Genomic DNA, 24070 nt, shown 5'->3' on the forward strand with positions numbered 1-24070 from the left:
GCGGACGTGACCCGGGCCTCCCGTCCCGATCTGGATCTACCCCTTGCGGAGCGGGCCGATCGGTCCCTGCTCGTCGCGGAGGCGACGGGCGAGGAGGAGCAGGCCACCGGCCACCAGGAGCAGGACCGCGCCGAACCCGATCATGCCCACGGCGACCGTCGGTCCGGTGAAGGCCAGCTCGCCGACCTGCAGGACCTTCGCCGGAGCCACCGGAGCAGCGGATGCCGACGCCGTCGCGGACGGGGTCCCCGATGCTGCCGCGGGCGGGGTCCCCGGCGTCGGGTTCGCTGCGGCCGCGGCCGCCGTGACCATGACGGCGTCGTGCGTGGAGAGCACGGTGCCGGACGCCGACACCGCGGTCACGCGATACCAGTAGGTCGTGCCGGCGGTGAGGGCGTCGAGCGACGTGGTCGTCAGCGGCGCGTTCACCGTGACGGTGCGAACGCCCTTCGACAGCCCCTCGTCGGTGGCGACCGTGACCTGGTAGACCACCGCCCCCGTGATCGACGGCCAGACGAGCGGACCGGTCGTCCTTGACGACGACTCCACGTGCGTCGGGTTCACCGTGTGGATCGCGGTGACCGTGGCGAGGGTGGTCGCCGAGGAGCCCAGGTACGACGCGTCGCCGTCCCAGTCCGCGGTGACCGTGACCGTGCCGGGCTCGATGACGTCGGTGGTGCACGAGGTGGCGGGCAGGGCGATGGTGCAGATCTCCGTGCTGCCGACGCTGAGCACGACGCTGCCGGTTGCCCGCGCCGGCAGGCCACCGATGGTCAGCAGGGTCGAGGAGCCCCACGCGTGGGACGGGCCGGCGGTGACCGTGAGGGCTGTCGCTGCGCGCACGATGCCGACGGTGACCGGGTCACCCGTCGAGCCCGCGTGGTCGTCGTCGCCCGAGTACACGGGGGTGACGGGGTGCGAGCCGACGGGCAGGTCGGAGGGCGTGGTGCACGAGGTCGCAGGCAGCGTCACGGTGCAGACGGGGTCGCCGTCCTCGTCCTCGAACGTGACGGTGCCGGTGGCGCCGGCGGGCAGGCCGCTGACCGGGAGCGTCACGGGGTCACCGTAGGTGCCACCGATGCCGGTCCCGTTGCCGGTGCCCGTGCCGGTGCCGTCGCCGTCCCCGACGGCGACCGTGGTCGCCGCCTTCGTCACGGTGAGGGTGGCCGACGCGTCGGTCGTGTCGACCTCGTGGTCGTCGTCCCCGAGGTACGTCGCGGTGAGCTCGTACTCGCCGGCGTGCAGGGCGGGCGGCGTGGCGCAGCTCGATCCGGGCAGCGTGATCTCGCAGAGGGGGACGGTGGTGTCGCCCGACCGCGCGGTGACGATCACGGTCCCGCTGCCGTCGTCCGGCAGGCCGCCGATGGTGACGGTCGTCCCGGTACCGTACGGCGTCGAGGGGGTACCGGTGCCGATGGTCAGCTTCGGCGTCGCCTTGGCGACGAGCAGCCGGACCGCCGTCGCCGTGACGGTCTCGTGCTGCGTGTCGCCCGAGTAGGTCGCCCAGACGCTGTAGTCACCGCTGTGGAGGTGCTTCGACGTGGCGTACGGGGAGCCTTCCGCCGTGGCGTCGACGGTCCCGAGCTCGGTCCGCACGCCGTTCGCGTCCTCCGCGGTGTAGGTCACGGTGCCGGTGGCGCTCTTCGTCAGGCCCCACGCCTCGAGCGTGGCCGAGTCACCGTGGGTGATGGTGGTCACGGAGGTCTTGTCGACCGTCTCGACGAGTGGGACGCGGGCCTTGGTGACCGTGAGCGTGACGGCGTCGGCGGTCGCGCCGTCGTGGTTCCCGTCACCCGCCCACGTGGCGGTGACCCGGAGGACCCCGACCGGCTGGTCGGCCGGGACGGTGGTCGTCGGCTTGGCGGCCGTTCCCTTCCCGACGACGGTGCCGTGCTCGTCGGTGAAGGTGACGACGGACGCGCCGTCCGCGCCGGCCGGGAGGCCCGTGGCCTCGATGGTCGCGCCGGTTCCGTACTCGACGGTGGCGGTCGACTTCCCGTCGACGGTGGCACCGATGGTGGCCTTCGCCTTCGCGACGGTGACGGTCACGGGATCGCTGGTGTCGGACGCGTGGTTGCTGTCGCCCTTCCACGCCGCGGTGACCTCGTGGGTGCCGGCGGCGAGGGCGTGCTCCGGGGAGCAGCTCGCCGTGCCGTTCTCGATCGTCGCGGTGCAGAGCACGGTGTCGCCGTCCTCGAACGTGACCGTGCCGGTGACGCCGCCGGGGAGGCCACCCGCGGTCAGGGTGACCGGGTCGCCGTACGTCGGAGCGGTGGCGGAGGTACCGAGCGTGATCGCCGTGGCGGCCTTCTCGACCGTGAGCGAGACGGCGTCCGTCGTGGTGTTCGGGGCGTTGTCGTGATCGCCGCTGTAGGTGGCGGTCACGTCGTACTGCCCGGCCGGGAGGTCCGCCTTCGTCGTGCAGGATGTCGTCGGGAGCGTGGCGGTGCAGAGTGCGATGGCGTCGTCGCCGGTCCCGACGGTGAACTCGACGGTACCCGTGGCGCCGTCGGGGATCTCGCTGACCTCCACCGTGGTGGGCGTGCCGTAGGGCGTGGTCACGGGGTCCGTGGAGCCTCCGACCGAACCCGTGAGGCTCGGCTTCGCCTGCGTCACGATCAGCTCGACGGCGGCAGCGGTCACGGTCGAGTACCGGTCGTCTCCGGACCAGACGGCAGTGACCGTGTAGTCCCCGGTGGGCAGCCGCTTCGAGGTCGTCGCCGAGGCGCCGGTCTCGGATGCGTCGCCCTCGCCGAGCGTGACGGTGTGGCCGTCTCCGTCGACACCGGTGTACTCCACGGTGCCGGTGGCACCCTTCGGCAGGCCGACGACGGCGAGCTCGGCGGTGTCGCCGTGCGTGATCGTGGACCGGGTGCCCTGGTCGACCGTCTGGGAGATGGTGACGGTCGCCTTGGTCACGTGGAGCGAGATCGGAGCGGATGTGCTCCCGGAGTGGTCCGCGTCGCCGTCCCACTTCGCGGTGAGGACGAGGTCACCCACCGGCTGGTCCTCGGGCGTCGTGTACGTCGGGTCACCGGCCGTCGCGGTCGCGACGGTCTTGCCGTGGGTGTCGAGGAACGTCACGACGGACGTCGGGTCGGCGTCGGCCGGGAGGCTCGTGGCGCGGAACGTCGCGGTCGTGCCGTACTCGACGCTGGCGGTCTGGGTACCCTGCACGCCGGCCCCGATGGCCGAGGTCGCCTTCGCGACGGTCACGGTGACCGGGGCGCTGGTCGCCGGCTCGTGGTTCGCGTCCCCGGTCCAGGTCGCCGTGACGGTGTGCGTCCCGGTGGCGAGGTCGGTGACGGTCGCGCAGGACGCGGTCCGGTCCGTGACCGTCGCGGTGCACAGGGTGGCCGTGCCGTCGCGGAACGTCACGCTGCCCGTCGCGCCGACGGGCAGGCCGCCAGCGCTGAACGTGACGGCGTCGCCGTGCGCAGGGGTGGTGTCGGAGGCCGCGACCGTGACCGGTGACGCGACCTTCGTCACGGTGAGCGTCGCCGCGGTCCTGGACGAGGACGGCGCGTACCGTGCGTCACCCGAGTAGGCGACGGTGACGGTGTGCGACCCGGTGGCGAGCACGGACGGCGTTGCGCAGGCAGCGCCGACCGAGACGGTGCACACGGCGGCGCCGTCGACGGAGTACGTCAGGGTGCCGGTTGCGTCAGCGGGCAGCCCGGTCGTGGCGAGCGGGGCGGTGGAGCCGTAGGTCCGGGTCGCGGACGAACCGCCGTCGACGGTGACCTTCGGCGTGGTGCTGACCGTGGTCACGACGATCGTCGTCGAGTCGGTCGAGTCGGAAGCGGCGTTGGTCTGGTCGCCCTCGTACGAAGCGGTGACGACGTGGGAGCCGATCGCGAGGTCGCTCGGGGTCGTGCACCCCGGGTCCGCGGCGCCGGTGGCTGCGACCGAGCAGAGCGTCGTGGTGGTGCCGTCCGGGTCCGTCGCCGTGAAGGTGACGGTGCCGGTCGCGGTGCTGGGCAGTCCGGTCGCGGTGACCGTGGACGGCGTGCCGTACTGCACCTGCGCCGGCGCCGCCTGCACCGAGAACGCAGTGCTCCGCGCCGACGCGGTGATCGTCTGCGTCGCGGTGGAGCCAGTGTACGTGGGGTCACCGCTGTAGGTCGCGGTGATCGTGTGGGTGCCCTTGGTCGTCGGCGTGTAGGCGCAGGTCGCGATGCCCTTCGACACGGTGACACCCGAGCAGACGACGGTACTGCCCTCGGTGAACGTGACGGTGCCGGTCGCCCCGGTGAGGACCCGGCCGTCGGCGTCGACGACGGTCCCGGTGACGGTGGTGGAGTCCCCGGCCGTGACCTGGGCGCTGGCGAGGGTGGCCTTCGTGGTGGTCGGGACCTTCGCGACGGTGAGCGAGGCCGACACCGGCACCGACTTGAGCGCGTCCGTCGACGCGACGGTCGACGTGGCCTTCACGGTGGCGCCGATCGCGGCGGTGCCCGTGTACGGGACGGCGAGGTCGGGAAGGGCCTTCCCCGCGTCGACGGCGAGCGCGGCCGGAGTGGTGCAGACGGCGTCCTGGCCGGTGGTCGTGCAGGAGTAGGAGCCGGCGGTGAAGGTGCCGGACTTCGGCGTTGCGCCGGCGCCGAACGTGGTGCTGATCCGGACCTTGCCGAGCTCGGCACCGCCGGTGCTCGTCACGGTCGGGTGCACGGTGTAGGTGCCGGCAGCGCCCTGCTGCGGGGTCGCGTCGGAGACGTCGGCGGTGCCCGCGAGGACCGGCGTGCGACCGTTCGCCGATGTCGCGGTGAACTGGTTCACCTCGTGGATGTCGGTGACGCCACCCGTGGATGCGACCCACCCGTAGGTGAGCTTGTACGGCAGGCCCGTCGTCGGGTCGTACCAGTCGGACGAGACACCGGCGGCGGTCGTGGTCTTCAGCGACGGCAGCACACCGGACACGATCTTGGTGGCGGACTGACCGAGCGGCTTGACGATGATCGCCCAGTGCTTGGCGGCGACGGTCTGCTGCGTGAGGGAGCCGCTGAAGCCGGAGGACGTGACGGCCGCGTCGGACGTGTTCACGACCACCTCGACCGGGACCGCACTCGACGCGCGAGAACCGCTCTTGCCGCCGCTGATGCTGGCGTTGGTGAGGGTGCCCGTCGTGTTCGTGTCCGGGGTCAGCAGGCAGTAGCCGTTGACGCCGTAGCCCGGACCGCGGACGGAGACACTCGGGGCGGCGGTCGATGCCGCGCAGGCCTTGCCCTGGTAGGTGCTGGAGCGGAAGTTGCCGTAGGCGTCGAGCCCGAAGCCGAGGTAGCCGTTCGCCAGACCCGGCGTGCCGTTGGTCGCGTCGGAGTAGTAGGACGCGGAGTACCCGAGGGAGCCGCCCTTCGCACCGATCGTCGTCGGGACCTTCGGGTCGTACGGGTCGGTCGTCGCCAGGTAGAAGACGATGCCGTCCGCTCGGTCGCCGCCGTACTGGTACGAGTTGAAGGTCACGTCGAGGCCCTGGCCGGTCGGGATGGCGGTCGTCGCGCCGACGCCGCCCTCCTTCTCCCCCACGGCGTCGGTCAGCCGGAGCGCGCCGCTGCCCGCCGCGTTGATCGCGCTCGTGGAACAGCCGGGGATCGTCGCGCCGCTCGCGGTGCCGGTGCCGGCAGCCGCCGTGAGGCACGCGGAGTTCGTCATCGCGGTCGTGCCGTTCGCCGGCACGGCCGGCGCCTGCACACCACTGACCGTCGCGTTCGTGAAGGTCTCCGCCGCGTAGGGCGAGACGTTCGTCACGTCGATCGCGTTCGCCGCGCTCGTCGTGACGCCGACGGAGACACCGCCGAGGACGAGGGCCGCACCGAGGACGGCGAGGCGGCGGGCGACTTTCGGGCGCGCTCGATGACGAGCGCTCGCAGAAGCGAACAAGAAGATGTCCTGTCGGGTCAGGGCGATTCGGGAAGGCCACGCACAGACGCTCGTGCGGGACCATTCCACGGTAGTTGCTCCAGCGTCTCGGTACCGACCGGTACGGAGCCCCATTCCGGGGCACATCCGGCGCACGATAACGTCTGTGGGATGACCGGCCCGGCCCCCACTGTGCTCGCTCGTTCCGCGCTGGCCGCCGGGGTCGTCGTGGCGCTCACCCTCGCGTCCCTTCCTGGGCTCGTGACCGCGGCACTGGGCCCGTTCCATGCGGTGGTGACGGTGCTCCGCGGGGCCGGGCACGGCCTCCTGTCCGTCGAGGACGGTTTCGTCACCGCGACCATCGTGACGGCCGTCACCATCCCGTTGCCGGTACTCGTCGCCATGGCCGTCCCGGTCTCCGCCCGTCGTGCCGTGAGCCTGGCCGCAACCGGGGTCCTTGCACTCGAGGGCATCGCGGCGCTGCGGAGCGACCACCCCGGTGCGACGTTCACCTCGCTCGTGTCCGCGAGTGCGGCCGGTCTGCTGCTCGGCTGGCTGGTGTTCGCTCCTCGACGCGGACGCGGCGCCTGCGCGACGCCACGCAGTCGCAGGGTCGCGACCTGGCTGATCGTGGTCTACGGCGTCGCCGTGCTGCTGGTGGGCTTCACGGGATCACCGGTCGACGCGGGTGTGCACCCGGGGATCCTGCGGGCGCTCGTCGCAGCGCACCGCCTCGGCGTCCCCGACTGGTTCGGTTACGGGGCGCTCGAGTTCACGGCGAACGTGCTGTTCTTCGTGCCGCTCGGACTCCTCGTGGTCCTGCTGCTCGGTGGCCGACGCTGGTGGGTGGGCGCGGTCGCCGGGCTGCTGGTGAGCACGGCGATCGAGAGCGGGCAGGCGCTGTTCCTGCCGGCGCGTTTCGCGTCGTTCGACGACGTCCTCGCGAACACGAGCGGCGCCGCGATCGGTGCGCTGATCGGGGTCGCAGTGCTCGCGCGAGCTGCGCGACACCGCAACTCCCGACCCGGTCGGTGACGGATCACGCAATCGCCTTGCGGACCCCCGCAGCGCTCTTGCGAGCATCTTTCAGTTCCCCGTACCGCTCCGTATCGTCCCGTACGTGACCCGAACACACAGCACGATCGACGCGCACCCGACCCGCGTGCACGCGTCGTACGCCTACCACCCCGGCGTCCACGCGGCGCCGCGCCCCGTCAGGCGCGCTCAGGTCTTCCCCTGGTGGATCTGGGCGCTCAGCCCGCTGCTCACCGTCGGCGTCGTCGCCGCGATGCTGCTGGCTGTCTGACGTCACAACACTGAACACCGAACACGACGAAGCCCCCGGAGCCGATGGCTCCGGGGGCTTCGTTCAGTGCTGAGCGACTCAGACGGTCTCACGCTGGCGGCGAACCGACCCGCGGACGACCAGCAGGCCACCACCGAGGACGACGGCGCCGCCGGCGACCCAGAGGGCCAGCGCGGAGATGGTGCCACCGGTGAAGGCGAGGGTGCCGTTGGTGCCGGTGGTGGAACCGTCGGCGGCGACGGCCGTGGCGTCAGCCGGAGCGACGGTGAACGACGCGAGGCCGACGACACCCGAGGTGGCGCCCGTGGCGGTCAGGTTGTACGTGCCGGACGCGCCGGCCGGGAAGGTGACCTTCACGGCGAGCGAGCCGGTCGAGGAGGCGGTGTACGCCTTCGAGACGGTCGTGGTCGGCAGCGCGCCGAGCGTGACCGCTCCGGCGCCCGTGACCTGGACGTTGACGGTCTCGTTGTCCTGGAACGCGCCGTCGCTGAAGTTGACGGAGGCGACCCCACCGGCGGTGTAGGTACCGGAGACGGAGACGTTCGAGTCCGGCGTGTAACCGGCGGCGTTGGCAGCGGCCGGCGTTGCGAGCAGTGCGGCCCCAGCCAGCACCACCGCAGCGATGAGCTTCTTCATGAAGTGATTCCCCTAGTGATCTGATCCGTCAGACCCTGACACCCAGAGCCCGCTTCCTCACCTCATCGACCGCCCCAGCCGTGGTGATAGCGGGTGTGATTGGCGAAGTTGTCTCAATCTAGCGGATTCTCACAGCCTGTTGTCATTCGCATTGCAACTTCATCTTGACGAGGACGTGCCGGCGACAGAGCCCCGGACACCTGTGACTGCGGCACGGCTCGGTGCGCCTCCCACGGAAAGCCCCGTTCACCGCCGCACCCGCAGCCCTGGCCAGCGGACCTTGGACGGCGCTGCGACCGACCGCAGGTTGCTTGCTGCGCTCACAGGGTGCCGACTTGCCCCCCGTTCTGGGGTGCGCGTCGTTGCGCATCCTGGCGATCAGGATGCGCGATCACTTCGCGGCGGTCGGGTCCGAGCACTCGAAGGAGACCGGCTTCGCTTCGGTCTGATGCACGCCGGGCGTCGACACGGCCTGCACGCCGGCGTTCGCGAACTCCGCCGACCCCAGGAACGCCACCCGGAGCGTGGTGCTCTCCCCCGGCGCCAGCACCGTCCGGAGCTGCGTCACCGGATGCTCGCCGTCCTTCGTGGTCTGCAGCGCGGCCGGCTTGCCGTCCTGCGTCCCGCCGAGGTAGATCGCGTTCGCCGGCGCGTACACCGCGATGAGCGTCTTCACCTTGCCGGGCTCGGTGCCGAAGGATCCGCCACCCGTCACGTACGACGGCAGGCTCGTCGCCGCGTCCGCCGGTGCGGTGTTCTTGAGCGTGACCTCGACGACGGAGGTCGGCCGACCGTCCTTCCGGCACACCGAACTGCCGACCGCGACCGTCTTGTCGAGGTAGTAGTCCATCTTCGAGCCGGTGCCGTCGTTCAGGTACACGCCGAACTGCCGCGACGCTGCGGTCGCCGTGGGCAGCTCGCCGGCGAGTGCCGTTCCGCTCAGCCGTCGCTGCTCCCCCTTCGTGGCACTCCACAGCCGGAGCCGCCCCTCGTCCGATCCCTGGGTGAGCGCGGCCACGAACTCCTTCGTGTCGTAGCCCCCGCTCGACACCTTGTCGAACACCGCGCTGGCGGCGGATGCGAAGAACAGGTCCTGCACCGCCGGGTCCGGGTACTTCGCGTACACGTCGCTGAGCAGCATCTTGACCGCGTTGTCCGAGGTCAGGGTGTCACCGGTCGGAAGCTTGACCGGCCCGGTCGCCCGGAGGATGTAGCTGAGCGTCACGGGGTCCATCGCCAGGACCCCGTCGACCTGCTGGCCGAACTTCTGCTTCCACATCGCCTGCGCCAGCTTCGCGGACACGTCGAAGCGCGGGGTCAGCGTGACGTCCTGCATGTACTCACCCGTGATCGACCCGTACAGCGCCGTGGTGTCCGCCGACAGCGGCAGCACGGGCTCGTCGTACGGGCCGAACGATCCGCCCGCCGCCTGGCTTTCCAGCTTGATGACGCCGTCCTTGGCCTGCAGGAGCGCAACCGCCCCCGGGATCCCGCCGCCCGCACGCAACTCGGCGTTGTTCTGGAACAGCAGCACGTAGTTCCGGTCGCCGTCGTGCCCGAGCATCGCAGGGGCGAGCTGCACGATGCGGTTCACCGCGGTCACCTGCGCCGTTGCGGACGACAAGGCGTTCCGCAGCTGACCGACAGCGGTCGTCACCGGCGACAGGGTGTCGCTCGTGTCGATCGCGTCCGCGTCCTTCGTGGCCACCGACAACGTCTTCGTCGCCTTCGCGACCGCGGGTTGCGCGTCCTCGATCGGCTGCAGGTCCAGCTTGCCGTCCTTCGGGGCGAAGGAGTCGGTCCCGAGCTTCCCGACCACGCCGGCCACCGGACTCACGGCGTTCCGGGCGACGTCGTCCACGACGACGGAGACCTGCCGCACCGCGCTGAGGTTCGTCCCGAAGAACGGCGTGACCTGCGCCGCGCCCCACACCGGGTCGCCGGTCAGCGACCGCGCAGCGCCGGCTTCGTCCGACAGGTGCCGCGCGGTCTTCTGCGCTGCCGCAGTGTCCCCGCCGGTCAACTGCGACCGGAGTGTGCCGACGTCAGCGACCGCCTGCTCCAGGTGCCCCTTGGCGAGCACGGCACGGACCCCGACCCACGCGACGGCGAGGATCAGCAGCAGGACGAAGGCGAGGACGACCCACAGGACGATCCGGGGCCTGAACCCCCGGGGCGCTGCAGTGCGTCGCGACTCGGGAAGGTCGGACATGAGGCAATCCTACGGTTCCTCATGTCCGACCACCGTCACTGACGCACCGAACCCGCGTGCTCCCGGTACCACTCGACGGTGCTGCGCAGTCCTTCTTCGAGTCCGATCTGCGCCGTCCATCCGGCGTCCGCCAGCTTCGAGACGTCGAGGAGCTTCTGCGGTGTCCCGTCGGGCTTCGACGTGTCCCACACGGTCTCGCCGTCGAAGCCCACGATCTTCGCGATCGTCTCCGCGATCTCGCGGATGGTGACATCTGAGCCCGTGCCGACGTTGACCTGGTCCGGACCGTCGTAGTTCTCGAGCAGGTGGAAGACGGCAGCGGCCATGTCGTCGACGTGCAGGAACTCGCGACGGGGAGTACCGGTCCCCCAGTTCTCGACACGGCCAGCGCCCGACTGCGCCGCCTCGTCGTATCGACGGATCAGCGCCGGCAGGACGTGCGAACCCTGCGGCGAGAAGTTGTCGCCCGGGCCGTAGAGGTTCGTGGGCATCGCGGAGATCCACGGCAGCCCGTGCTGCCGGCGAACCGCTTGCACGTGGAGGATGCCGGCGATCTTCGCGATCGCGTACGCGTCGTTCGTCGGTTCCAGGTGCCCGGTCAGCAGCGCATCCTCGTGGATCGGCTGTTCGGCCAGCTTCGGGTAGATGCACGACGACCCGAGGAACACGAGGCGCTCGACGCCGTGCTCCACCGCAGCATCCATCACGTTGACCTGGATCTGCAGGTTCTCACTGAGGAAGTCGTGCGGGTAGGTGTTGTTCGCCATGATCCCGCCGACCTTGGCGGCGGCGAGGACGACGTGCTTGGGCTTCTCCTCGGCGAAGAAGTCGAACACCGCCGTGCGGTCCTTCAGGTCCAGCTCAGACGACGAGCGCCCGATGACGTCGTTGAAGCCCTCGGACTCGAGCTTCCGCCAGACCGCCGAACCGACGAGTCCACGGTGACCGGCGACGTAGACGCGCTCGTCTCGATCGATCGCACCTGGCGTGAAGTCGTGCGTGGTCATCAGGAACCCCAGCTCTCGAGACGGACGGTGTCGATCCACGGGCGCCCCTCGTGCTCGAGCGCCGAGATGTCGGCGTCGACCATGATGCGTGCGAGTTCCGCGGTGTCCACGGTCGCTTCCCACCCGAGCTTCTCCTTGGCCTTCGAGGCGTCGCCCACCAGGGCGTCCACCTCACTCGGCCGGAGGTACCGCTCGTCGAAGCGCACGTGGTCCTCCCAGTTCAGGCCGGCGTGGGAGAACGCCGTCTGCAGGAAGTCCTTGACGGTGAAGTTGCCGCCGGTCGCGAGAACGAAGTCGTCCGGCTCGTCAGCCTGCAGCATCCGCCACATGCCCTCGACGTACTCGGCTGCGTAGCCCCAGTCACGGATCGAGTCGAGGTTGCCGAGGTAGACGTTGTCTTCCAGACCGGCCTTGATCCGAGCCACAGCGCGAGTGATCTTGCGCGTCACGAACGTCTCACCACGACGCGGCGACTCATGGTTGAACAGGATGCCATTCACGGCGAACATGCCATAGGCCTCGCGGTAGTTGCGGGTCACCCAGTAGCTGTAGACCTTCGCCGCCCCGTACGGGGAGCGCGGCCAGAACGGCGTCTCCTCGTTCTGCGGCGGCGGCGTCGCCCCGAACATCTCGGAGGACGACGCCTGGTAGAAGCGCGTGTGGATGCCGGACATCCGGACCGCTTCCAGCATGCGCATCGAGCCCACGCCCGTCACGTCCCCGGTGTGCTCCGGCTCATCGAACGACACTCGAACATGCGATTGCGCCGCCAGGTTGTACACCTCGTCGGGCTTCAGCTCACCGAGCAGGCTGACCAGCCGCGCACCGTCCCCGAGGTCCCCGTAGTGCAGGAACAGCTTCGCGTTCGGATCGTGCGGATCGACGTACAGGTGATCGATCCGAGAGGTGTTGAACGTCGAGGCGCGCCGGATCAGCCCGTGCACCTCGTATCCCTTGCGAAGGAGCAGCTCGGCCAGGTAGGAGCCGTCCTGCCCGGTGACCCCGGTGATCAGCGCTTTTCTCGCCATAGTCTCCCCTAATAATGATACGAGTAAATTTGAAGTATTAAATGCTGGTCGCGTTCACCGGCCCGAGGGCGCGGACCACCCCACCCGTGAACCGAGCGCGGTACGCACGTTCGTTATTCGAAACGCTAGCGCACCCGCTTTGACTGGCGTTGATTTCCGGGAGCGCGAACATCCGGGCCGCGTGTCTCCGACGCTCGAATCCGCTGCGACCCACGACGCCCAAGTTCGCAGCACCGTAGGGGGCCGACCTGCCTAACTGGCAAAACGACGAGGGCATGGCTATTCGAATAAACTCGCACGAACCGCACCACGATTCCACGATCCGATCGCGGCCCAGGGGGGTATTCCATAGCGGAGTACCCGAACACGGTGCCGAATCGCACGGTAGGTGACATCGCCCAACCGAGCACAGGCCGGACCTTGACCCGCGGTGAGGCGCTCGACAAACAAGTCGGGACAACGACGATCGACCAAGCAACTGTGGACCGCCTAATACTGATGAACCTCTTCAACCGCTTCTCGCAGAGCTTGACCGGCACGCAGCATGCGTGCCGATGCCGCGCCCGACTCGTCCTTGCTTAGTCTGAAACCGCGACGTTCTGCCACCTACCGGTCCGCGCTAGCCCCCATACCCGACCCCATCTGGACCTGGCGTCACCCACGCCGCAGTGGTTCTGGCCCCCCAGCGTCTCGCACAGCCCCAACGACGGATCTCACTTGCCAGCTCGTACGTGAAGCTTCCCCTGCAAGACCTGACCATTGCTGTGCCTGAGAGGAGCGAGGTGAACACCTTGGGTTCCAGGGCTAGGAGGATCGTCACCTCGGCGGACTCTCTTCAGTACGTCTAAGATGACAGCGAAGCGAGGAGCAAATCATCGGCACTAGAACAATAGTTACAGTGACACCAACACGTTTCCTCGCGGGAACGGCAGCCCTCGTATTGATCATGGGCGCATCTAGGTGGGGCACTCAAATTGGACACTCGCCCTTTTACATATCGGACGCGATCCTCGCGTTATCAATAGCACATCTTCTCCTCACCCGCTCCCGACTCGCAACGCGCCCGACGGTGCAACTAACCCCCACGCTTCCCAGTCGGACACCAGGCACACTGCTCGGGGTGTTCCTGGGCTACTCCCTGCTCCGGATGGCATTCTCGTTAGGACAGTCATCGCTCGTTGACTGGGCTCGGGACTCCGCACCTTTCGCTTACGCCGTTCTCGCATTCATCGGAGCGTACTCGGTGTCTACTTCAACTCGCCGCGCACGCGAGGCAACGATGAAGCTCGTTTGGATCGCCTTGATTTTTCACTTGCTTTGGGTTGCAACAATGGTCATCACAAAGAACAATGCTGGAATCGGATTCACTCCACCGCTTTTCGGAGTAGCGCCATTCCAACTTCGTCACGACTTCGACGGCGCTCTCATCGCAATTCTGGCTGGCCTTAGTCTGCGCAGGATGATGCTCGGCCAACGGCCCGTCCTGATGCTTCTTCTGCTCGCTTTCTGCGCCGCGGTGGTTGCAGGGCTACCATCAAGAGCGGGTTTCATCAGCCTGTTCCTCTCACTTTCCGTGGTTGCAATCCTTACATTTTCTGTGATCCCACGGATCTCGAACAAGCGCGCTCTCTTTGTAACAGCGGTACCCGGAGTTGCCCTTGCTGGGCTCTGGACTCTCGTAAGCACGACGCCGGGCCTACGCCTTATCGCGACCATAAACCCATCGCTTGCGACCAACGCAGCGCAGATCAACGCGCTCGGCACACGTAATGCTCGAGAGCAGGCTTGGGCACTGGTAATCGACTGGACGAACCAGTCAGCAACTCGATCAATCTTCGGCGGAGGGTTCGGGAACGACTTCCTCACACAATCCGGAGCGGTGCAAATCATTGAAGGCACTGACTACACCGGCGTTCGCAGTCCGCACGATTACTTCATCGGAGTATTTGCGCGCCTAGGATGGGTTGGCGTAGTGCTGATTGCCCTCATCGTTCTACGCTTGATAGGGGTAATCGTGCGGTCCAGACGCTTGATCGCGCGGGAGCCCATCCTCGCCCTGGCGGCGTTGATTATCGTCACTATTCTTCCGGTAGCGTCTTTCGGAGTGGTGCTGGAAGCACCCTTCGGCGCGATCCCATTCTTCTGGGCAGCCGGGGTGTTGCTAACACTCCGCGGGGAACGCAGGGCTCTCACCTTTGAGATGCACGCACGTGAAGCTCACCATCGATGAATGCGGCAGCACAGCCCTAGATCAGGGGAAGTTGCAACCCATCCCAGATGCTCGCATCAATCTCTTGTTCCACTCTCCGGTGCGACTGAACCTTACAGGACTAGCTACAAAGTGCGCCTTTGACGTCTTCGACCTATCAGACGTCGCAACTGGACGGCGAGCACTACGACCTCCGCCACAACCTCTCCCACAACAGCGCCAGATGCACCCAGGTAATGCGCAAGAATTAGAATGGCGGGGAGTCCTACGACTGCACCAAGAAGAGCACTACGAGTCAAACTTCGTACCTCGCCAAGCGCAACGAGTGCTATGCCACCCGTCGCCCTAGAGGTACAGGTTACAGCGATCACTGCAGCACAAAGCCAAGTCAGATGCATGGGGAGTGGAGTCTCCCCGCTGAACAAAATATCTGCGGCGATCGGGGCCAAGAGGGCAAACGACACGCCGGCCACCAACCCATAGCTCAATGAAGCCCAGATGGCTATTTTCATTCGCCGGACTCGCTCCGGCAGAGGCACAGACCCAACCCAAGGTTGCATCGAGGTTGGAACTGCGTTCAAGACCTGGAGAGTCATGCGTTGCAGTCTCTCAGCAGACGCAAAAATGGCCAGCGAACCAGGGCTCGCTACCCCGACCAGAACGGTAGGCAAGGAGATGTATCCCGCCGTCGCCGCACGACCGCCGAGGGCAACAAGTTGCGCTCTGACAACAAACAGGATTCGTCCCGCTGAGAGCTTGGCGAAATCGCGCTTTCGTACACCGGACCCTACGATCGCCAGCAGGGGCGAGAATAGCGACCCTGCAAGCATGACCAGAGCGATAGCGAGGAGCGAATGAGTACCGTAGCCGACCGCCACTGCCACGACGGAGTAAAGGAACTTCCCTGCGGGATCCGTGAGTACGGCTATCCAAGGCTTCCCGGCGCCGGCGAAATACCAGACAGATGAAAGCCCCCCGAGGGTACTCGCCGCCGCCATAACCGCACTTGCCAAAGGATAGCCCTTGGCCACAGAGAAAGCCAAGATGCCCGCAATCAACACCAAAGGCAATCCTACCACGGCCTTAGAAACAATCGAGATCGCGAAAATACGACGCCGAGCTCGAGCGCTTGCACGCGCGACTCGCATTGGGCCGGTCACTCCCCATCCGAGTTCCAGGACAACTGAAATGGCCATGCCCGAAGAGAGTCCGACCGCGACGCTGCTCCATCCGAGCGACCCAAACAGTGAACTCACTGTAGGGAAGAGGGCGAGCGAAACAAGACCGCTTGTCACCGGTATAGCAATGTAGCCCGCGAGACGTATCGCTCGTCCCTTAGCCGCGCTTGACATTACACTCCCACCCGGCCTCACTCGTCCGATTCACAAAGTTCAAGGAGGGCATCGGCGAATACTCGTAAACGATCGTCGCGTCTTCGCCAATCGATAGACGTAATGTAATGGAGAATCGTGGCGGTCGGCCCGGCCGGACTTAACTCACTTGTCAGCAACTCGCGTAAAACACCTCCGTGTTCAATCAGGTCAAGAAACACGGATCGCGGAGACGCCCCGGTAACTAGCGCCGCAACTGACACCTCATGGTGGATCAAATCGAAACCAGGCGCGAGAGTTCCACTGGCTGACTCCCAGTCGATTAACCATACCTGACCCTCGCTACCGAGAATATTCCAGGGGGTCAAATCGCCGTGCGTGATACGCAGACGAGCAAGCTCCCGCACGAGGCTCGCGATGTCGTAGCGACTGAGAGATGGCCCGTCATCCGGGACAGCACGTGTAATCAACACCTGAGAATTGTTTTCGTGTTCAAAGCTGACAAGCTCGGGGACGCGAAAAACGTCCGAACCACCTTGAAGGCGAGTCAGAAAGTCTGCCTCGCTAGCCAAAGCGCTATCAGCCTCGTCCCCCACCTTTGCAACAAAGACTAGGCGTCGAGATTGATATAATCCGATGATCCATCGCGACATTTTTGACGACTGGTATAAGAAGGCAGAGTCCGTCGATAGCTTCCGCATCATCCGCGTCATCTCCAAGGACGTGTGCATTCTTCTTCTTGCGCCCCAGATGAATAACGATATGACCTTGAGTCGGAGGAGAAACCGGCCTCGCCTCGTCGACGGACGATAAATCGTCAAGGCACTGCGAACACCTGCTTGACCAATTCGCCGTATGTCGCGGCCGAGGGGTACCCTCGAGGACCAAGTAGCTTCGGGTTTCATCTAGATTGATTTCCATCCAGCGAATCGAGCTAGAGCGTCTTCGACGCCCAGCCCGAACGCCTCGCTGACCCTATGCTTCAATGATCCGTAGGTACGACCATTAGTGCCGGACTGGCCCCTAATCGCGGGTCGAGGGTTGAAACGTTCAACCTGTATCTGCTTCATAATCGCCGGTGAGGCAAGGCGGGCGGCGACCACATTTCCTAGGTCTATGCTTTTGTTCTCATTGACGTCACGGCCCATGTCCGCTAGCAGTTCGCGCCAAAGCGAAGCGGTCGTCCCGACTACGCGCATATCTACGCGGGTACGGTCTAGAAAATGTCTCGCCCGCACCACGTCCGCTGACACCGGTACGATAACTTCTTCAGCATTACCCACAATCAAGCGCCCAGTCACTTTATAAAATTGAGCTGTTGGCTCACTTAAAAATCTCGACTCCGCAAGCGCAAAATCGATGAGCTCGGCCTCAGCGGCACCCTTACCGCGCGCGAGAGTTTGAGTATCCGGTGAGTGTCTCAGCACTTCAACCTGCGCCGTGGGCAGAGCAGACAATGCCTCAGCGAACACCGTTGGGTCTGCGCCAGATGATTCGATGATGCATAATTGGCTACCCCGGTCGGCGCAAAACTGAGCCCAAAAGCCGAACGCGTGCAAATATTGCACGAGACGTTCCGACCGGTCCTGAATGGCTACTTGGATACCTGGGTTCGGTTGTATGGCAGCCGTGAGTAGTATCACTGGCTTTGTCTCTTTAAACACCACTTCTACAGCCTTCCTTCCCGCGTCCCGACACCAGGCAATAGCTCCGCGCTGCTCATCGTTTAGTCTCCCGCGTCGATGCAATTAGCTCCGACCAAGCCCGTCGAAACGTTTCTCTTGAGTGGTTCCGCTCGAACGTCAGACGCGCCCCTCGGGACAGTTCAGGGATCGTGAGAGCGTCATCTAATACCTCGGAAACTGCGCGAACCGCATCGGCAATCGCGGGGATAGGCAGGAGCCTCCCATTTTTCGCGTCCACAATCTCCCCGATTGCTCCTACGTCCGACGCCACCACCGGTAAACCGAGGCTAAACGCTTCAAGGATCGTAAGCGGCTGCGCCTCATACCTGTACCGGGACGGGAAAACCAAGAGCTGGGCGCGAGCGAGGATTGCCCACTTGTCGTCACCGAACAACGAACCCAAGAACCGAATACGGTCGCTGTGGCCGGCTTGTGCGACGAGTCGTTCGAGCCGCCCCTTCAGCGATGGATCGGCGGATGCGCCGACAAGAGCGAAGTCGAGCGCCGGATACCGCTTACAGAGCTCGATAGCCATCCCAACGAATATATCAGCGCCTTTTTCCTCTAGGAGATTGGAAAGGAAGAGGATTAACCCTTCAGGATCTCTGACAACGGGGACCAGCGGACTTTCGATCGTGTTGCCAATGATAATCGTGCCGCCGCTGCCGACGAACGGAGAAACGTCTGATATAAGGGCTTCGCTCAAGCAAACAGTCCGCTTCGCATGGGAGAGCAAACGCTTGGTCAAAAAGCGCCAAATGCGCCCCCGGGAAGCCAGACTCGTATAGCCCCTCGTATGGACATAGTTCACCGTTGGAACCCTGAATGCTCGCAAAATCTCACCGAGGATGACATCGACTAAAAACGAAAAAGGGCGACTCGTGCAGAAGAATATGCACATCGAGGGACGACGAGTTAAGGCCATCGCGAGACGCAGTGCGAGCGATGGCGCGGCGATTATCTTGCGTAGCGACAGCGCGCCGATCTGACCGACTTCTCTGCTGAACCGACGCTCAACAATGCAAGTATCTTCTCCAAGCTCATCCAGGACTTCAAGAAGTATCTTCGTCATGATTGTTGACCCGTGCGTGGGCGGAGGCAATTGACTTATAATCACGATGCTTTGATTAGGCATTATCAATGATCCCTTAAAATCGCGCGTAGGAAAACGAAATTCCCGATTAGATAGCGCTTCCAGAGCCGACGGGGTTCGGAGAGTAGCCGGTAGAGCCACTCGAGCCCGACGGACGTCATCCAACGCGGTGCCTCCCGCTTCGTCTTGGCTGTGAAGTCGAACGCAGCGCCAACAGCGCAAGCAACAACATGAAGTTCCGCCGCAAGCCGCTGAACCTCGAAGTCCTGTTTCGGCGTGCCCAACCCGACCCAAACAATATCCGCTTCGGACTCTCTGATCAGTGCGTCCTGCGCCAGAATTTCTTCCGCCGCTAATTGCCTGAAAGGGGGGCTGAAAGAACCGACAAGGAGCACCCCCGGGAATAGGTCGGTCAAGTTCCGCTCGAGCTTGTCTAGCAGGTCCTGCGATCCCCCGAGAAGGAAATGACGGACATCTGACGCGCGACCCTTATTCATCACGTCGAGGAAGAACTGGGGGCCTCGTACTTGATGAAGCGGTTCCGCTGACCAACGTGTTACCCAGCTGAGTGGTTTTCCGTCGGGGAAGTTATGCGCTTCGGTCTGCAGGGTGCTTCGGAACTCTCCGTCGCTCTGTGCCAGAGCCAGTGAGTACGCGTTGAGGAAATGCACCGCTCTCCCTCCTCCGCCCGCTTTGCTCGCTTCAATCACCGCTCGAGAGGCTTGCTCCGGTCTTGCAGCGATAAGTGATAGGCCGCCGAGCGGACGTCTGCGCATCTCCTGAAGATGAGAAGAAGACTTAGCAGTCATTGAGCATTCATACTTTCCATAACAAGGATCCGGTCGGGTGGTTGGTCAATACGCGCCATCACTCTGAGCGACCGCCTTCATGGTCCGCCACAGAATCACAAGATCCCCGACCAGAGACCAGTTCTCGACGTAGAAGAGGTCGAGTCGAACTGAATCGTCCCATGACAAATCCGACCTTCCACTGACCTGCCAAAGCCCGGTCATACCTGGCTTCACCAGAAAACGGCGGTGAACGTGCGAGTCGTAGAGGGCCACTTCCTTCGAAAGCGGTGGCCGGGGGCCGACGAGCGACATGGTGCCCAGCAGCACGTTGAAGAGCTGGGGCACCTCGTCGAGGCTGTATCGACGCATGAAGGCGCCGACCCTCGTGACGCGGGGGTCGTTCCGCATCTTGAAGAGGACGTCGTTGCCCTCCGCGCGGTCGAGGGTGCTGAGCTCCTGCAGGCGCTCCTCGGCGTCCACCACCATCGAGCGGAACTTGACCATGTGGAACCTGCTGCCGTTCAGGCCGACGCGCTCCTGGCGGAAGAAGACCGGACCAGGGGACGTCGTCTTGACGATGAGCGCGAGGACGAGCAGCACCGGCGACAGCATGATGATGAGCAGGCCGGAGCCGATCACGTCGAACGCTCGCTTCGTGTAGAGCTTCCGTCCCGAGTAGGTCGGAGTCTCGACGTGGATCAGCGGGAGACCCTGCACCGGCCGCGTGTGGATGCGCGGACCACCGATGTCGGTGAGGCTCGGCGCCACGACCAGGTGCTGCCGGCCCGGCTCCAGGGACCAACTGAGCTGCCGGACGCGCTCCGGTGGCAGGTCGTCGGAGCTGGTGATGACGACCGTGTCGGCACCGGTCTGGGCCAACGCGTCCGCCAGGTCGTCGAAGCCGCCGTGACTCTCGATGGTCGAGTTCGGCAGGAGGCCGCGGTGTCCGTTCGACACGGCGGCACCGACGACCCGGTAGCCGGCTTCCGGGGAGCGGCCGAGCTCCCGTCCGGTGTGCAGGACGCTCGCGGTCGAGCCGACGAGCAGCACCTTCGCCGAGTACGCCCCCTGCTTGCGCTGCGCGACGAGCCACTGCCGCCACATCCAGCGCGAGAGCAGCAGGACTCCGATCCCCAGGGGGAACGCGATGAGCACGTACCCGCGGGCGAGGTCGACGTGGAAGAGGAACGCGGCGATCGCCAACAGCCCGAACACCCGCACGCTCGAGTCCGCGATGAGTCGGTACTCCACACTGCCGACGCCGATCACCCGGTCGCCACGAGTGTCGTAGAGGGCGAGGGCGCTCATCCACACGATGATCACGACGACGGAGATCCCGAAGTAGCTCAGGCGGACGTCTGCGGTGTTCGTGGCGAGGTTCGACTCCAGCCCCAGCCAGGCGATCTGCACGCCGAACACGACCCAGATCAGGGCGAGCAGGTCGGTGAAGAGCACACGACGGGAGTACGCACGACTCCAGTCCTCGGTGGACCCGAGCGCGGCCGAGGATCGGGTGGTCTCGGCGGTCATGCCCGCCGCCTGGTCACCACGTGACACCACCGTCCGCAGACACCGTCACGTCGTCCCCCGCCCACAGCCAGACGTCCTCGCCGGCGCGGTCGATGGAGACGGGGCCGGAGCTGTCGGCGTCGTCGACGCAGCCGACGGCAGTGGTCGCCGTGGAGGGCGTCACACCGATCGCAGACATGGTCTCGATCGCGACGCCCTGGCACTGGGCGGTGCGGACACGAGCCAGGGTGTAGTCGTTGCCGTCGACGGCGAGTGAGCGCACCCCGCCGACCGGGACGTCCACCCACGCACTGGTCCCCGTCCGCCACTCCAGCTGACCGTCACAGACGACGACGGCTGTCCGCTGCCCCTGGAAGGCATCGATCGGGTCCGAGCACGGTTCGTCGACCGTGCCGGTGGACAGCACGATGCCGTCGGCGGCGATCCCGGCGCCGGCGGCGCCGGACGCGCCGGCGATCCAGGTGGCGCCGTGGTCCGTGCTGGTCCGGACGGTGGTGGTGCAGCCGTCACCGACGCCGGCCAGTACCGACAGACCCGTACTGGAGGCTCGGATCGCCATGAGCGAGCCGACATCCGCCCCGAGATCCACCGGGACCCACGTCGCCCCACCGTCCACGGTGTGCTCGAGCACCGGCTCGTCGACGCCACATGTCCCTGCGGACGCGCGCCATGCCTCCAGGCCGTCCACTGCGGACAGCAGACGGCGAGCGGATGAGGTGGCCGATGCGGGATCCGCGCTGGCGGACGGGGCCGACGTCGACGACGCGCTCGGCGACGGGGCCTCGGTCGTGTCCGGAGTGCTCGTGAACGTGGGGATCGGACCCGCGGGACCGTTCTGCTCCGGCGAGGTGCGGCCGAGCGCGAGCGAGACGAGCACGACGTCGATCACGACCAGGGCCACGACCGCTGTCGTGACCCAGATCAAGGTGGTCCGCGGTAGCCCGCGGCCGAGGTTTCGGGTCCCCCGGCGATTGCTCATGTCCCCCTCAGCCCCCTCAGTGCTCGGCTCGACGCAGGACGCCGGCCTTCTTGCCGATGCGCTTGGACGTCCGAGCGCCCTCCGACGCTGACTCGTCGTCCTCACCGAGGCCGTACCCGTAGCCGTAGCCGTACCGGCCGTAGCCGTAGGCACCCGGCCCCTTGACCGGCATCATCGTGATCACGAAGCCGGCGATCGGGGCGCCGACGTTCTCGAGCGACGTGACCGCGGCCGCGAGCTGGCCCTTGTGCGTCTTGCCCGCCGCGACCGCGAGGATCGCGCCGGACGCCTTCTTCGCCAGGATCGCGGCGTCGGTCACCGGCAGCAGCGGCGGGGCGTCGAAGAGCACGTAGTCGAACTGCTGCTCGAGAGTCGTGATGAGGCCCTCCATCGCCCGGGAGCCGAGGAGCTCCGACGGGTTCGGCGGGATCGCGCCCGACGGCAGCACGACCATGTTGCCGCGCCCCCACGGGTGCGCGACGTCCTCGAGGCTCGCGCGACCGATGAGCACATCGGTCAGTCCGACGCTGCCGTCGACGTCCATGTACTCGGCCACGCGCGGACGGCGGAGGTCGGCGTCGATGAGGATCACGCGGAAGCCGGCGCTGTCGAGGGCGATGGCGAGGTTCGCGACGGTGGTGCTCTTGCCCTCCGATTGCACCGACGACGTCATGACGAACGTCCGCGCACCCGTCCCGATGTCGAGGAACTGCAGGTTCGTGCGCAGGGTGCGGAAGGACTCGGCACGCGGGCTCCTGGGGTCCACCTGCACGATGAGCGGACGCTCCGACGCCTTGTTGTCGAAGGCGATGCCACCGACCACCGGCTTGTCACTGATCTTCTCGACGTCGAGCTCGGTGCGGACACGGTTGTCCAGCGTCTCGCGGAGGACCGCGATGCCGACACCGAGTGCGAGCCCGACGAGCAGTCCGAGTGCCACGTTCACCGGGACGTTGGGGCTGACCGGCGTGCTCGGGACCTGGGCTTGCTTGACCCGGGTGAGCTTCACGGTGCTGGTGCCGTTCGCGTCCGTGGCCTCGATGTCCTGCACGACGTTGGTCAGGCTCTGCGAGGTCGCGTTCGCGATGTCCGCCGCCTGCACCGGGTCGGTGTCGTCCACCGAGATGGAGATGAGCGTCGTGCTCGTCGGCGCGGTCGCGGTGACCATCGTCGCCAGCTGATCGGCGTTCATGTCGAGCTTGAGCGACGAGATGACCGGCAGGAGCACGATCGGCGTGGAGACCAGGTTGGAGTAGGTGAGGACGCGCTGCTGCGTGAACGTGTTGCCCTGGGCGAGGTCACTCGCGCTGCCCGTCGTCTCCGTCGACACGAAGACCTGCGCGGACGCGGAGTAGACGGGCTTCTTGAGGAGGGAGAACCCTGCTGCGGCGGCGACGCCGACGAGTGCGAGCACGAGGATGAGCACCCACCCCTTGCGCAGCACGGTGATGTAGTCGCGGAGCTCCACGCGCTCGCCTTCCCCGATCCGGTCCGTTCCTGTGGTCCCATCACAGGCGCGCCAGGGTAGTCCTGGCGCACGGCATTCAAATACTGCCACAGGTTCGAGCACACCTCGGCTCGCGGCACCGAACTCGGCTACCGGTCCTCTACGGTTGCCCCATGCGCTCCGAGACGGCCCGACCCACCGCCGAGCCAGACACCACACGCCAGCGCGACCTCGTCGTGCTCCTCGTCGGACTCGGGGTGGCCGTCCTCCTCGCCCGGGTCGTGGCCGGGGTGTCGCGCTCCGGGGGCATCCCGTCGCCGGTCCTGCAGGTCCTCGCCGCCGACGCCGCCGTGTGGGTACCGCTGGTCGTCGGCGCCGGGTGGGTCCTCCGGCACACGAGCCGCTCGGCGATGACGGCACGGCTGCGGATCGACCTCGGCGACGTGGTCTTCGGCATCGGGATCGTCATCATCTGCCGTGTCGTCGACGTGGCACTGTCGATCGCCCTCACCGGGAGCACCGGGCTCGCTCCGGCCCCGTCGCTCGGCACGCCCGACACCGGGTTGCTCGTGGTGTCCGCGATCGGGGTCGTCCTGGTCAGCCCCTTCCTCGAGGAAGTGGTCTTCCGCGGGCTGTTCCAACGCCGCCTGGCCGCGGAGCTCACGCCGCGGAGCCGGTTCCTTGCCGTGCTCCTGACCGCCTTCCTGTTCGCGCTCCTCCACCTCCTGCTCGGCGCAGCGTCGACCCCGGTCGGTGGCTTCCAGGTCTTCGTGACGACGTTCCTCCTCGGCGCGCTGACGGGCACCCTCGTGGCGATGACCGACCGGATCGGCGGAGCCGTCCTGGCACACGTGCTCTTCAACGCGGTGGCGGTGGTCGCCACGTGGCCGCGGTGACCTCGCACTGGGGGTGCCACGTCCCGGAACTCCGACCTAGCGTGGACGACGGAGGCGTCGG

The 24070-nt window shown here is 66.3% G+C and carries 17 protein-coding genes; 4 read left to right on the forward strand and 13 right to left on the reverse strand.

The window, feature by feature from the left end:
• Positions 1-36: 36 nt before the first annotated feature.
• On the reverse strand, positions 37-5880 hold the full coding sequence (locus tag EDF55_RS08395; protein ID WP_185017237.1) for an Ig-like domain repeat protein: 5844 nt from the start codon (positions 5878-5880) through the stop codon (positions 37-39).
• Positions 5881-6030: 150 nt separating this feature from the next.
• Between EDF55_RS08395 and EDF55_RS08400 the strand changes: the two genes are divergently transcribed.
• Entirely contained in the window at positions 6031-6894 is an 864-nt protein-coding gene (locus EDF55_RS08400; RefSeq protein ID WP_185017239.1) for a VanZ family protein, read from the forward strand.
• An 85-nt stretch (positions 6895-6979) separates the two neighbouring features.
• Positions 6980-7165: a hypothetical protein gene (locus tag EDF55_RS08405; RefSeq protein WP_123654436.1), complete on the forward strand. Its 186-nt coding sequence runs from the start codon at positions 6980-6982 to the stop codon at positions 7163-7165.
• 78 nt (positions 7166-7243) lie between these two features.
• On the opposite strand, the gene EDF55_RS08410 is transcribed toward EDF55_RS08405, so the two are convergent.
• From EDF55_RS08410 to gmd, 4 genes are all read right to left on the reverse strand, one after another.
• Positions 7244-7801, reverse strand: coding sequence for a hypothetical protein (locus EDF55_RS08410; RefSeq protein WP_123654437.1), 558 nt, complete (start codon positions 7799-7801; stop codon positions 7244-7246).
• A 391-nt stretch (positions 7802-8192) separates the two neighbouring features.
• On the reverse strand, positions 8193-10013 hold the full coding sequence (locus EDF55_RS08415) for a DUF4012 domain-containing protein (protein WP_123654438.1): 1821 nt from the start codon (positions 10011-10013) through the stop codon (positions 8193-8195).
• Positions 10014-10048: 35 nt separating this feature from the next.
• Positions 10049-11020, reverse strand: a complete 972-nt coding sequence (locus EDF55_RS08420; RefSeq protein WP_123654439.1) for a GDP-L-fucose synthase — start codon at positions 11018-11020, stop codon at positions 10049-10051.
• Complete coding sequence (gene gmd / locus EDF55_RS08425; RefSeq protein WP_123654440.1) at positions 11020-12048, reverse strand: GDP-mannose 4,6-dehydratase; 1029 nt, start codon at positions 12046-12048, stop codon at positions 11020-11022. The genes EDF55_RS08420 and gmd overlap by 1 nt, the downstream gene beginning before the upstream one ends.
• A gap of 1279 nt (positions 12049-13327) precedes the next feature.
• Between gmd and EDF55_RS08430 the strand changes: the two genes are divergently transcribed.
• Entirely contained in the window at positions 13328-14278 is a 951-nt protein-coding gene (locus EDF55_RS08430; protein ID WP_123654441.1) for an O-antigen ligase family protein, read from the forward strand.
• Positions 14279-14382: 104 nt separating this feature from the next.
• Here EDF55_RS08430 and EDF55_RS19225 read toward each other — a convergent pair whose 3' ends face one another.
• From EDF55_RS19225 to EDF55_RS08470, 8 genes are all read right to left on the reverse strand, one after another.
• Positions 14383-15609: a polysaccharide biosynthesis C-terminal domain-containing protein gene (locus EDF55_RS19225; protein ID WP_123654442.1), complete on the reverse strand. Its 1227-nt coding sequence runs from the start codon at positions 15607-15609 to the stop codon at positions 14383-14385.
• 17 nt (positions 15610-15626) lie between these two features.
• Positions 15627-16241 (reverse strand): RIO1 family regulatory kinase/ATPase, encoded by a 615-nt coding sequence (locus tag EDF55_RS08440; protein ID WP_185017243.1) that lies wholly within the window; start codon positions 16239-16241, stop codon positions 15627-15629.
• 252 nt (positions 16242-16493) lie between these two features.
• A complete protein-coding gene (locus tag EDF55_RS08445) occupies positions 16494-17156 on the reverse strand; it encodes a hypothetical protein (RefSeq protein ID WP_123654444.1) in 663 nt (220 codons plus the stop codon).
• Positions 17157-17307: 151 nt separating this feature from the next.
• Positions 17308-18345 carry a glycosyltransferase family 4 protein gene (locus EDF55_RS08450; protein ID WP_185017245.1) on the reverse strand — a complete coding sequence of 346 codons (1038 nt, stop codon included), beginning with the start codon at positions 18343-18345 and terminating at the stop codon, positions 17308-17310.
• A 65-nt stretch (positions 18346-18410) separates the two neighbouring features.
• Complete coding sequence (locus EDF55_RS08455; RefSeq protein ID WP_123654446.1) at positions 18411-19175, reverse strand: WecB/TagA/CpsF family glycosyltransferase; 765 nt, start codon at positions 19173-19175, stop codon at positions 18411-18413.
• Between the two features lie 45 nt (positions 19176-19220).
• Positions 19221-20687, reverse strand: coding sequence for a sugar transferase (locus EDF55_RS08460; protein ID WP_123654447.1), 1467 nt, complete (start codon positions 20685-20687; stop codon positions 19221-19223).
• A gap of 13 nt (positions 20688-20700) precedes the next feature.
• Positions 20701-21612 (reverse strand): hypothetical protein, encoded by a 912-nt coding sequence (locus EDF55_RS08465; protein ID WP_123654448.1) that lies wholly within the window; start codon positions 21610-21612, stop codon positions 20701-20703.
• A 70-nt stretch (positions 21613-21682) separates the two neighbouring features.
• A complete protein-coding gene (locus EDF55_RS08470) occupies positions 21683-23134 on the reverse strand; it encodes a polysaccharide biosynthesis tyrosine autokinase (protein WP_123654449.1) in 1452 nt (483 codons plus the stop codon).
• A gap of 152 nt (positions 23135-23286) precedes the next feature.
• On the opposite strand from EDF55_RS08470, the gene EDF55_RS08475 reads away from it, so the two are divergent.
• Positions 23287-24009 carry a CPBP family intramembrane glutamic endopeptidase gene (locus tag EDF55_RS08475; RefSeq protein ID WP_123654450.1) on the forward strand — a complete coding sequence of 241 codons (723 nt, stop codon included), beginning with the start codon at positions 23287-23289 and terminating at the stop codon, positions 24007-24009.
• Positions 24010-24070 lie beyond the last annotated feature (61 nt).

Source organism: Curtobacterium sp. ZW137 (genome assembly GCF_003762905.1).
In the GTDB taxonomy this organism is placed as follows: Bacteria; Actinomycetota; Actinomycetes; order Actinomycetales; family Microbacteriaceae; genus Curtobacterium.